Annotated in this window: 7 protein-coding genes and 1 pseudogene; 3 read left to right on the plus strand and 5 right to left on the minus strand. The window is 60.5% G+C overall.

Translation table 11 applies throughout. The annotated features are described in order from the left end of the window. Positions 1-46 precede the first annotated feature (46 nt). The 3 genes and pseudogenes from J8I87_RS11495 to J8I87_RS44650 all read left to right on the plus strand — a co-directional run. Positions 47-1,582 carry an ATPase domain-containing protein gene (locus J8I87_RS11495; protein WP_209931564.1) on the plus strand — a complete coding sequence of 512 codons (1,536 nt, stop codon included), beginning with the start codon at positions 47-49 and terminating at the stop codon, positions 1,580-1,582. Continuing rightward, positions 1,569-3,620 (plus strand): hybrid sensor histidine kinase/response regulator, encoded by a 2,052-nt coding sequence (locus J8I87_RS11500; RefSeq protein WP_209931565.1) that lies wholly within the window; start codon positions 1,569-1,571, stop codon positions 3,618-3,620. The genes J8I87_RS11495 and J8I87_RS11500 overlap by 14 nt, the downstream gene beginning before the upstream one ends. 421 nt (positions 3,621-4,041) lie before the next feature. Beyond that, positions 4,042-4,191 (plus strand): annotated as a pseudogene (locus tag J8I87_RS44650) (transcriptional regulator); the annotation flags it as partial. Between the two features lie 6 nt (positions 4,192-4,197). Here J8I87_RS44650 and J8I87_RS11505 read toward each other — a convergent pair. From J8I87_RS11505 to J8I87_RS11525, 5 genes are all read right to left on the minus strand, one after another. Next, positions 4,198-5,436 carry a c-type cytochrome gene (locus tag J8I87_RS11505; RefSeq protein WP_209931566.1) on the minus strand — a complete coding sequence of 413 codons (1,239 nt, stop codon included), beginning with the start codon at positions 5,434-5,436 and terminating at the stop codon, positions 4,198-4,200. A 67-nt stretch (positions 5,437-5,503) separates the two neighbouring features. Further along, complete coding sequence (locus tag J8I87_RS11510; protein ID WP_209931567.1) at positions 5,504-7,231, minus strand: methanol/ethanol family PQQ-dependent dehydrogenase; 1,728 nt, start codon at positions 7,229-7,231, stop codon at positions 5,504-5,506. Positions 7,232-7,809: 578 nt separating this feature from the next. Next, positions 7,810-8,091 carry a pyrroloquinoline quinone biosynthesis peptide chaperone PqqD gene (gene pqqD / locus J8I87_RS11515; RefSeq protein ID WP_209931568.1) on the minus strand — a complete coding sequence of 94 codons (282 nt, stop codon included), beginning with the start codon at positions 8,089-8,091 and terminating at the stop codon, positions 7,810-7,812. Positions 8,092-8,274: 183 nt separating this feature from the next. Further along, positions 8,275-8,349 (minus strand): pyrroloquinoline quinone precursor peptide PqqA, encoded by a 75-nt coding sequence (gene pqqA, locus J8I87_RS11520; RefSeq protein WP_090536325.1) that lies wholly within the window; start codon positions 8,347-8,349, stop codon positions 8,275-8,277. Positions 8,350-8,635: 286 nt separating this feature from the next. After that, positions 8,636-10,633, minus strand: a complete 1,998-nt coding sequence (locus J8I87_RS11525) for a sigma-54-dependent Fis family transcriptional regulator (RefSeq protein ID WP_209931569.1) — start codon at positions 10,631-10,633, stop codon at positions 8,636-8,638. Positions 10,634-12,324 lie beyond the last annotated feature (1,691 nt).

Below are 12,324 nucleotides of genomic sequence, written 5' to 3' on the forward strand. Positions count from 1 at the left end.
CGCAAATTGCTACCACTGTCGCAGGATGCTTTACAGGCACTGAACGATGGCTGTCAAACCTCTATCGAACGACGCCGGGATTGAAAGCGCACCCATAGCCCGGACTGGCGTGCCGGGCCTCGATGACGTTCTCATGGGCGGCCTCACGAGAGGCAACATCTTCCTGCTCGAGGGCGCGCCGGGGACGGGGAAAACCACGATCGCCCTTTGCTTCCTGATGACAGGCGCGCAAGCGGGCGAACGGTGTCTTTACATCACGTTGTCGGAAACGGAAAAGGAGCTGCGCAACGGCGCGGCCTCGCACGGCTGGCATCTCGGGGACAATGTCGAGATATTCGAGGTGACCCCGCCCGAAAGCCTGCTGGACGCCGACCATCAGCAGAGTCTGCTGTATTCATCCGATCTCGAACTCGGAGAGACCACCAGGCTGATTCTTGACGCCTTTGAACGTGTCCAGCCCGCGCGGGTCGTGCTCGACAGCCTGTCAGAAATCCGGCTGCTGTCTCAAAGCTCGCTGCGCTACCGCCGGCAGGTGCTGACCCTGAAACACTACTTTTCGCGGCATGGTGCAACAGTGCTGCTGCTCGACGATCTGACCGCGGACACGACCGATAAAACGGTTCACAGCGTCGCCCATGGTGTCATCAAGCTGGAGGAGCTTGCCCCCGACTATGGGGCGGAGCGGCGCAGGCTGAAAGTCTCGAAATACCGGGGACGAGCCATCCGGGGCGGGTATCATGACTTCGCCATCAGAACCGGGGGTGTTTCCGTCTATCCGCGTCTGGTCGCGGCGGAACACCGCAGCCAGTTTGCGCGCTGCGAGATACGCAGCGGCGTTGCCGAACTCGATGCGCTCCTCGGGGGCGGCGTCGAGCAAGGATCGAGTACGCTGGTCCTTGGGCCGGCGGGCGCGGGCAAGAGCACTTTTGCGCTGCAGTTCATCCGCGCTGCGTTCGGGCGCGGCGAAAAAGCGGCGCTGTTCGTCTTCGATGAGGAGCTTGGGCTGCTGTTCGACCGCACCCGTAAGATGGATCTCGATCTCGAGGCAATGTGCGATACAGGCCAGCTGTACATCGAGCAGGTCGACGCCGCGGAGCTTTCCCCCGGCGAGTTTGCCCACCGCGTTCGTTCGAGCGTCGACAACGCACAGGCGAAGACCGTCGTGATTGATAGCCTCAACGGCTATCAGGCGGCAATGCCAGAGGAAAACTCGCTGGTGCTGCATATCCACGAGCTGCTTCAATATCTGAACCGGCGGGGCGCGGCCACCTTTCTGACGGTGGCACAGCATGGTCTGTTCGGCGACATGAAGGCCCCCGTGGACGTGACCTACCTTGCCGATACCGTCGTTCTTCTGCGTTATTTCGAGGCGCTCGGTCGGGTGCGACGCGCCGTGTCCATCATCAAGAAGCGCACGGGAGCTCACGAAGAAACGATCCGCGAGTTTCGCATCAGTCAGTCGGGGCTGATCATCGGCGCACCGCTGGACAGCTTTCATGGCGTTTTGCGCGGCGTGCCGACTTTCGCCGGCGACGCCCGGCCGTTGCTTGATCCTGGTGCGATGGGAAATGTCAGCCCCTGACCGGAGTGCCTGCCCGGTATTGATCCTCGCGCCGCGTGGACGAGACGCCCCGGTTGCCGCTGCGCTGTTGCGCGAAGCGGGAATCGCGTCGTTCGTGTGCACCCGTCTTGCGGATCTTTCGGCCATGCTCGGAGAGGAGGTGTGCTGCGCAGTCGTGACGGAAGAAGCCCTCGTCGATGCCGATCTCACCCCGATCGCGGCATGGGTGGCGGCGCAGGCCTCCTGGTCGGACTTTCCGTTTATTGTCCTGACGCGCGGCCAGGGCTCCCCGGACAGGGACCCCGCTGCGTTGAGACTGTCGGATACCTTGGGCAACGTTATCTTTCTGGAGCGGCCGTTTCACCCGATGACATTCATCAGCGTAGTCGGGAACGCGCAACGGGGCCGTTTCCGGCAGTTCGAGGCCCGTTCCCGCATCGAAGAGCTGCATGAAGGCGAGGCGCGTCTGCAGACCGCGCTGACGGCAGGCCAGCTTGGTACGTGGGAACTGGACCTGTCGACGTCCTACCTGAACATGTCGGCCACCAGCAGGGCCGTGTTCGGCCGAACGGCAACGGAGCCTTTCGCCTATGGCGACTTCGAAGCGGGCATTCATCCCGATGACCGGCATGACGTGCGCGAGGCCATTTCGCTGAGCGCGGACACGGGCCGCGACCTCGCAGTCGAATGCCGCACGGTCTGGCCTGACGGCACCGCGCATTGGGCCGACCTGCGCGCCCGGTTCGTGCGTGACAGGGGCCGCCGTCCCAGGCGGATGGTGGGCGTGTGCGCCGACATCACCGCCCGAAAAACCGCTGAAGAGAACCTGCGCCGCCTGAATGAAACGCTTGAAGCGAAGGTCGTTGAGCGCACCACGCAACTGGAGCGGGCGCATCAGGCCGTACTCGAAGAGATCCGGCAACGCGAGCGCATGGAAGAACAGCTGCGCCAGGTCCAGAAGATGGAGATGATCGGGCAATTGACGGGCGGCGTCGCCCATGATTTCAACAACCTGCTGATGGCGGTCATCGGTAATCTCGAACTGCTGCGCAAGCAGGTGCCCGGCGAGGAAAAGACCGTGCGCCTCGTTGATGGCGCGCTTCGGGGCGCCCAGCGTGGCGCCGCGTTGACCCAGCGCCTTCTGGCGTTCGCGCGGCAGCAGGACCTCAGGATCGAACCGACCGATCTGTGCAGTCTGGTTCGCGGGATGACCGACCTGATCGAGCGTTCGATCGGGGCGGAGGTCGAACTCAGGCTCGAGTTACCCGACCACCTGCCGCGTACGCTGGCGGACGCAAACCAGATCGAACTTGCGCTTCTCAATCTGGTCGTCAACGCCCGTGATGCGATGCCGGATGGCGGCACGATCTCGATCCAGGTCGATGTGGTGCACACATCCGAGCTCGTGGATCTCGCGGCCGGCGACTATGTGCGTGTCACCGTCAGCGATACGGGGCAGGGCATGGATGCCGTTACGCTCTCAAAGGCGGCGGAGCCTTTCTTTACCACCAAGGAAGTCGGCAAAGGCACGGGGCTTGGGCTTTCAATGATCCACGGCCTCGCGCTCCAGCTCAGTGGCGCGCTGAGGCTCGCAAGTGAGCCAGGTCGCGGTACGCAGGCAGAGCTATGGCTGCCCGTCACGCACGCCCCCGCCGCGCCGCAAGGGGCAGAGCCTGCATCAGAAGGCAGCGCGAGCGCCGCCGCGCGAGCCACTATTCTGGTGGTGGACGATGATGCGTTGATCGCGACGAGCACGGCATATCTGCTGGAAGACCTGGGACACGACGTCATCGAAGCGAACTCGGGCGCGAAAGCCCTTGAGATCCTCCGCGAAGGACATAAGGTCGATCTCCTCATCACGGACTATTCGATGCCCAAAATGACGGGCGTGCAGCTGGCGGATGCTGCCCGCGAGCTAAGACCGGGCCTCCCGATCCTGCTTGCCACGGGTTACGCCGATCTGCCGAAGGGAACGAGCGTGGATATTCCACGGCTGCGCAAGCCCTATCTGCAACATCAGCTTGTTGCGGAGATAGCGAAGGCTCTTCGCAGCATGTGAGCAGTCCAACCTCGGCATGGCGCGGGTCACCGATCCGGCTGAGGACCTTGATCATGTGATGGGAGACTGGCATGCGCATTCTGATCGTCAGCACGGTACTGTTCGTCTTCGCAGCGCGCCCTTTCGACGCGTGTGCGAAAGTCGATCAACTCTGCGCATCCGTCCAGGTCAGCGTGTGCAATTCCACGCTCGCGCGATGTGAATGCAGATCTTCTGGTCGGACGACGGCGCCCGGCAGCGTGGCTGAACAACAGAGGCAGTGCGCGCACGAGTGCCAGCAGGCTTATCAAAAGTGCGTCGATGACGCGGCGCGTTCGTGTTACCGCTAGGGCCGCCCGCGCGGGCAGCCGTGCTGCGCCGCGCGGTGATTAGATGGGAGGCGCTTGTTCAACTCCTTCATCGACATGGCCTCGCGCGAAGGGTGCTTCGCTATGTCTCGATGGTTACGACTGTGCGCGCACCGCAGAACGCCGTGGCGCAGAAACTACGCGTGGAATGCAGGTTCCCCGCCGATGACGAAACGCAAGCACGCCACCGGCAGTTGCTCACAGTACATTCAAAACAGCACTGAACCGCTTTATCGTGATGGTCCTGCATTCAGCGGAGTCGCCGATGCCCGCGCGTCGCCTGCCGTCAATTTCGAACTGCCCGGCTGATAGCCATTGGAGTACAGCAGAAACGCCATGATGTCAGCGTAGTCCTGATCCTTGAGCTTGCCGGGTTTGTCGGCGGGCATATTCGTCGCCATATAGGTGAACACCCCGCCGATAGTGAGATGCGCGTTTGCCGCTGGCGCAAATGCGGGCCCCTGTAGCGCAGGTGCAGTGACACCTTGCAGTTGCGCGCCATGACATTTCGCGCATGATGCTGAGTAGAGCATCTTCCCGTGCTTTGCCTGCGACTGATCAAAAGAGGGCGGAGCACCCGCTGCGGCATCGGCGGCGACCCGAATGAAGCCGCCCGCTTGCGGCACGCGTCGGTTGTCTGAGGATGCAAGCATGAGCGAGCCGGAAGAAGGTCCGTCACGATATCGCATCGCATCGACCTTCGCAGCAGCGGACGAATCCGTGACGCTTGTGGGCAGCGCCCACTCACGTGTGAGTGTCGAGAGCTGTCCCGTGTTCGATAACTTGCCGAGGGCGGCATCGATCCGATCGCTGAGAGCGGCAGTACGTGCTCCGAAGGCAAAGACGAGTTGCCAGTCGGCATACGGCGAATGCGATGGGGCGACGACGAAATGCTGCTGCGGATGTGCGTGCTGATAGGCCACCACAGCCGGATACCAGACGATCGCGCGCTGCGCCTGTCCTTTTGCCACTGCGTCGACGGTCAGTGCCGAGGTGTTCTCCAGGTGAAGCTTCGCGCTTGAGAGTTGCACGGCGATCAATTGCGCCGGGCTCGCATAGGTCGCCGCGACCGTGTCCTTCGCGGCGCTGTCCGGATTCGCGGTCGTCGCGCCGATGCTCACATAGCCCGAGCGCAAATAGCCACGTGAGAATTTCAGCTTGCTGCTGGATGTATCCGCTACGCTCGAACGCGGAAAGCCTGCGATTACATCACAGTCGCGCGCGAGGGTCTTGTCGAGTTCCTTGAGCGAGACGCCGTCATCGTCGCCATCGCCAATGCCATGCTGGACCAGTTTTGCAGCGATACCGGCGGTGGCAAAGACATCGCGTGCGACGGCCTGATCGAGCGATGCAGTCGGGCTGCCCGGGAATGTGCAGATTTTCACGCTCGCCGCTGAAGGCAGTGAAGCAAGGGCAGCGCACATGGCGACGAAACTCATCGCCGGTACACGATAGAGAGAATGGTTCATGTCGAATGTCCGGATGATCGGGACGGGTGTTGCAATCTGAAAGGCACGCCCGCCCGCGTTCTGAAAGTTACGAATGACTGAGCGCGAACACATAGAGGGTTCCGCCACGCGGCACCTTGTCTGCCGCTTTCGCCATCGGGCCGCCCCAGATCGGGTTGGCGCCGCCGTAGCCGGCGAGCACGGCGACATACTCCTTGCCGTCGATCTCGAATACCGAGGGCTGCGCAATGATGCCGCTCGCGAGCTTCGGGCTTTCCCACAACACCTTGCCGCTGGTGACATCGAACGCGTAAAGATGACCATCGAGCGAACCACTGAACGCGAGGCCGCCAGCCGTGGTGGCGACGCCGCCATTCCACGGCAGCTTGCTCCAGTGGCTCCAAAGCTTCTTGCCGGTGTTGACGTCGATAGCCTGTAGCTCGCCGTATCCCTTGCTGCCTGGTTCAGGTTTGATCTCGAAACCTTCGCCGAGGTAGGGCAAGCCCTCCATGTAATTTACTGATTTGCCCGACAGGGACATGCACGCGTGCAACGCGGGCACAATGGCGATGTGCTTGTCCGCGTCATAGGACACCGACCACCAGTTCTTGCCGCCTAGAAAGCTCGGACACGTCTCGATAGTCGTGCCCGCCTTTGGATATTTCGCGGCGTCCTGTATGGGCGAACCGTCCGCCGTATAGCCGGTTACTGAAGTGGCCTTCACAAACGGACGCGCATAGATCAGCTTTCCGTTGCTGCGATCGATCGCGTGAAAGTAGCCGTTGCGGTCCGCATGGATGATCGCGTCATAATCCTTGCCTTCATATTTGATGTTCGCAAGGACAGGCGTATTGACGCCGTCATAGTCCCACGTGTCGTGGCGTGTGTACTGATAGTGCCATTTCAAGTCCCCCGTTTTCGGGTCCAGCGCGAGCAGCGAATCCGAATACAGGTTGTCGCCGGGGCGAAGATCGGCGAGCCATGGTCCAGGATTGCCGACACCCCAATAGAGCGTCTTGCCATCGGGATCGTAGGTACCCGTGAGCCATGCAGGCGCGCCTCCGTGTTCCTGCATGCCATCAGGCCATGTATTGCCGCCCGGCTCTTTGGCGCCGGGAACGGTGTAGCGCTTCCACAAAACGTTGCCGTTCTCGGGATCGAGTGCGGCGATGAAGCCGCGCGCGCCATACTCGCCGCCCGAACTGCCGACCACCAGCGAGCCATCGAGTGCAAGCGGCGCAAGGGAGAACGCATAGCCAAGACCAGGCTCGAACATCGCCTTTTTCCACACTAGTGCGCCCGTTTGCGCATCGAGTGCTGCGACGTCACCGTTCAGCATCGCGACGTAGACGTTCTTTCCATACAGTGCGACGCCGCGATTCACGACGTCGCAACAGGCCGTTTTGAACGACTCCGCGCCAAGCTTCGGCTCGTATTTCCACAGCGATTTTCCCGTAGCGGCATCGAATGCGTAGACGTTGTCCTTGGGTGTCGTCACGAAGAGAAAGCGTCCATTGACGATAGGCGTCGCCTCGAAGCCTTGCTGAAGATCGGCTGGAAACCTGTAAGACCAGGCCTGCTTCAGGTTCTTCACATTCGAAGTATCGATCTGCTTGAGGGGCGAATGCGCCTGGCCGTTATAGGTTCGGTAGTAGGTGAGCCAGCCCGGATCGCTTTGCGCCGACGCAAGCCGCTCATAGGTCACAGCCGGATAGTCTGCTGCAGCGGCAGCCAGTATTGGCATCAGACTGATGGCTGTAACGACGCCCGCTACGAGCATCGCATGCCGCGCGGCCAAGGCCGAACTTGTCTTCATCACTGTCTCCTGTTGAGTTATCGGTACGATGCCTGTGGGCAGAACTACGGTCTGCTTAGTGGCTGCGTCGTTAAAGGCAAGTCGTATGCCATTGCGCGGCGTCTGGCGAGCGATACGTCGAGACGAACGGCAGACGTATGCGCGCAGACAGTCCGTATTGAGCGAGCTTCCCGTCGCGATAACCGGGCACTGTCCCATCGTGGAGCAGTGGACCAACGCCTGTTGTCGAACGTGACAGTGCCGTCACAGGTTCGGCGTCGAACCAGAACCCCGTTGTATCGCTGTCGATATGTGGCACGCGAACGTTATGACGCCAGTTGGGAACGGATTGCTGCCGCCGCGAAATTCAGACGGTCCGTGTATGGACGGATTTCGACCGCACTTATCCGGCACATGCGGCATCGGGTGGCCAAAGCAAGTCGCGCATCGGTCTCTAAACCGGTCTCTAGACCCACGAGACGATGCGCGACCATGTTCAGCAGACAAAGAACCTGCTCATCAGCTATGGCAAGAAGCCGCGCGGGTTCTTCTGAAGGAGTGTGTCGAATGAACGACGGATGGAGATTCGCTGTGTTTATTCAGTCCAGCCAGCCGCGTTGGCGGCCGTGGTCGATAAACCGGTACACCTCAGTCGCGAGGCCTGACGTGCCGAACAGCTTTTCGAGTTCGCCGATGATTTCGTCGAGGTCGTGTGTACCGTCACAACGTGAGAGTATTTCGCCCGCGCTCGCATTGAGCCTTACCGTCCCTTCCGGATAGAGCAGGACATACGCCTCCTGGATGGGTTCCCATTGCAGGCGCAAGCGTTGGCAAAGTCGTGGGCGGAAGCGGGCATCGGCATTCGGAGGCGTTGTGTTCATATCGGATAGGCCTTTCGATTGCGTCGAGCATTGACAGCGGGATATCGAGCTCGAACTGCTGAATATCGACTGCGCGCCGTGATGTCGCCGGCGTGCGAAAGCAGTATCCCGATCTTCGTCAATCCGGTTTTCATTCTGCCGTCACGCACGACATTCAGCGCGCGACGGCTGATCAACGCGACGTCAACGGTTTGCGATGTACATCGTGACTTCAAAACCGAATCGCAGATCCGTATAGGCGGGTGTAGTCCACTGCATGATCGTCTCCTTGAGGATTTGGAAAAAACCGCTCGTGAATTGCGGTCGAGACTGCATGGTGCAAGCTCCGTGCCGGTTGTGATTTCGCCATCCTAAGGAAAATTCAAGAGATTGGATGAAGCGCCTCATGACGGTGAGATTGTTCTTCGACGCGGAGTCGCCCGTTCACGAACGAGTTCGCGCTGTACGGCGCGAGCGCTCCGAACACGCTGTTCAGATTTGGAGCAGGTGTTGCGAAATGCAACAGAGGGTTGGACAGCATGGAGAACATGTCGACAGTGCCGCGCTACGGGTTTTCGCTGATGTCATCGACGTCGCGAACGCCGCCCGCACCGAGCGACGGCATCTTGCGATAGACCGTATTGCGCGAGATGCCGAGCATCCGCGCCGCCGCCGACACGTTGCCATTGTGCCGCGCGACTGCCGCAGCGATCGCCGAAGCCTGGACGTCCTGTAGTCGTGCACCGGGCAGCTGCATCGGATCGCACGCTGACCGTTGGCCGGGTGCCGCGATACCGCGGTGCAGGTCTTCGAAGAAATCGTCTGGCAAATGCTCGCGCCTGATCTGTCCGTCGTCGTCGACCATCGCGGCGGCCGTGCGCAGCAGATTGCCGAGTTGCCGGAAATTGCCGGGCCATGAGCACTGCTGGAACAACGCCATGACATCGTCCGACACGCTCAACCGCGTGCTGGCGGCCTGATCGGGCCGCGCGGAGACCAGCATCTTCTCGACCACGACGGCGAGATCGGTGCGCTCGCGCAGTGGCGGAAGTTTGACGACAAGCCCGTTGAGCCGGTAATACAGGTCCTCGCGGAACCGGTTCTGGACGATCATCTCGCGCAGGTTGCGGTGGGTGGCGCAGATAATGGCGACATCGACTGGCACGGATTTACTGGAGCCAAGGGGATCGACGACGCGTTCCTGCAGAACACGCAGCAGACGCACCTGCAACGGGTAAGGCATGTCGCCGATTTCGTCGAGAAAGAGCGTGCCGCCGTCGGCCTGCAACAGCTTGCCAACCGCTCCCTTGCGGCGTGCCCCTGTGAACGCACCCTCTTCGTAGCCAAACAGTTCCGACTCGATCAGGTTCTCCGGGATCGACGCGCAATTGACCGCGACAAATGGACCCGTGCGGCGCGGCGAATCATAGTGGATCGCCTGCGCGAGCAGTTCCTTGCCGGTGCCCGTTTCGCCTGTGATAAGGATGGGAATGTTCTTGCCGATCACCTTGCGCACCTTCGCGACGACCGCGCAGACCTGAGGGTCGCCCGTTTCCAGCGACGCAAGTCTCGATGGCGATCCTTCAACGGAAGCGGGCCGCGCTGGCTGGGCGTGCCGCACGGCAGGGCGCGCAGCAGGTTCGAATGCGTCGGCCAATCGCGCCGCCTCTGCGGGCGTCGGACGGCGAAATTCCATGCTCGCGCATACGACGGCACCACTGTTCAGCTCGAGGGAAACGGGGTGTCCCTGACTGGCACGGAAACGGTCGATCAGTTGCGGGGTCGTCAAGCCGAAGAGGGATGACAGGGTATGGGCGCGCAACGCTGCCAGTGGAAGACCGAACTGGAATTGGGCGCTCCGGTTTGCGGAGAGAAAGCGCCCATCGCATGTGAAGGCCATCAGGCCTTCCATCAATGTGCCGAGAAATTCCGGCCGTCCATGAAACGCAATTTGAAGTGTGTTCCGAAATGTATTTGCAAACAGATGGTTTTCGATCATCTGCACTGACATCTTCGCCAGCGCCATCGTGTGCTGGTGATAGCTGCGATGGTCGCCCGTCACGTCGAGCACGCCGGCCAGATCGCCATACGGATCGAGGATCGGCACGCTGGAGCAGGTCAGAAAGCTGTTGGCCGCGAGATAGTGCTGGTCGCCATGAACGACAGTCGGACAGCGATCCGCGATCGCGGTGCCGATCGCATTTGTGCCTTGCTGTTCTTCCGCCCAGTTGGCGCCAGCCTTGAGCGCAACCTTTTCAGCTCGCTGGAGAAAGTCGTCGTCGCCGATCGAGTGAAGAATCAGTCCTTGCGCGTCGGTGAGAACGATCATGCTTTGCGTGTTCACGATCTGCTCGCGCAGTGTCTCCATGATGGGCGTCGCATGAACGCAAAGCGCATGGTTCTGCTCGAGCTTCATCCGCAACTCGCCGTCCGTCAGCACGTTGTAGTCAGGCCGCATCGAGGCGTTGAGCCCAAATTTTTCCGACCTCTCGTGCGATTTCTGGATCGATGGACTACTCCATCCGCTGGCGCCCGCCGATACGCTGCTTGCACAATGCCGCATTGTCTCCTCCTTATAGTCCCGTCCAGGCCCGACGTGCTTGAGTTGTGTCGAGTGCCGGCCTGCGGGTTACTCCGTACGAGTACGGATGAAACGCGATAGACCGCTATCGGAAACATCGCGCGCCTGATTCGCACGCGAAATCCGTACCAGGCAGGTTTTCGACAGGCCATATGACGAAAGGCTTAGTGTCATTTCCGGGAGGCGACATATGGTTAGGTCGTGCGCTTCCTTTTCGCGTGCTGGGCTTACCGGCCCTCCGGCCGTTCTTGAGGTGCGTCCTGTCTCCTCGAACGCCAATCGCGGATTTGCCGCGATACTTCTCCCGTAACCCAGTAAAAGGCCAACGCCAGGAATAACGTCCCCGCAACCGGGCTCCGGCAGCAGGTGGAATCACCGGCATCGTCTCTGCCAACGCGCATGCTGGCCCCTTCATCCATTGCCTGTGCCATAGCGGCTGCAAAACTGAAACCTGATGTCGTAAAGGAGGTAAGTCATGAAGTCGACGTTTCTCATGTCTGCAGCGCTCCTAGGCTCACTCTCATTAGTGAGCGCGGTGCAAGCCCAGGACAACACGTCAGGGCAGCAAGATGCTCAATCGGCATCGGTGTCTACCAATGCCTCTCCCAGCACATCGACGAGCGCCTCTTCCGGCACGTCCGGGTATGGCGGTGTATCCGGGGCCACCAGTGCGAGCGGTAGCATGACTCGCTCGGGATGGGCCACTTGTGGTCATCTCCCACAATGCAACGTGGACAGCGGCCACTAGAACTGCGAGTTGATAGCGGGGCTTTCGCGGACTGGGGTCACTCGTTCGTGAAAGTCACGCTAGTCTGCTGCCGTTCTGAATGGCAGCGCGACAAAGGCAAGCAACGTTACTCGCGGCACGTCATTGTCGTGATAACAGGTTGTCTTTTGCGGTCAGAGGCTCGCTTCGCTGCATATGTCGCTTTCTATCCGACGTGCAACTCCACAGGCGCAGTGACGTTGAAGTGTCAGTGGCACGAAGGGGAAACGGGCAGTTGTTCAACGCTATTACGAGGCAGCCCTTTTCTACGAAGACCCTTGCATCCAGCGCGGTACAACCCTTGCCTATAACGAGAAGGCGCGACGGAAGCGAGGCAGGCCGTGGCTGAATTCGTCGCGACCACGCTCAAGCCGGTTCACTCGCCGTAGCAAGAGACAGCCTGCTCGGAATCATCCATGCTTCAGCGGCTGGCCTTTTTCCGCAGGGTGAACAAGTGATTGAGCATTGCACCGACCGGCGATGGACGGATGTGACGAGACAACCACATTTCCGTCGGAAGCAACAAAAGGCTTTGCGAGGGCGTTGCTCAGGAAGCGTCTATACGTTCCAGTAGTCGGAAAAGGCGTCGCTGCTGGTTCGGCGCCAGCCCGGACGTCGCGGATGCCTGAAGCACTCTTTTGCGCCAATAGGATTTGGCGAAAAATGAATTCGCGCCCTCCGCACATAGGACACGCTCGAGATGGATAATTTCGGCATCGACAGTACGAAACGTGAAAGGGCTCGAATGTAGTCTTATTCTTTTATCTAGTGACATAACGCTGTCCCCGGATTGACTTGATTTCATTCTTGTTGGTGTGCGTGCAGAACGCTAGGGAAGATGTTCAAAACACAGTCGGCGACGCCGACCTGATGACGTATGTATCGCCAAGTGAAATCAATGAGACGA

This window comes from Paraburkholderia sp. LEh10 (assembly GCF_017814945.1).
Classification (GTDB): domain Bacteria; phylum Pseudomonadota; class Gammaproteobacteria; order Burkholderiales; family Burkholderiaceae; genus Paraburkholderia.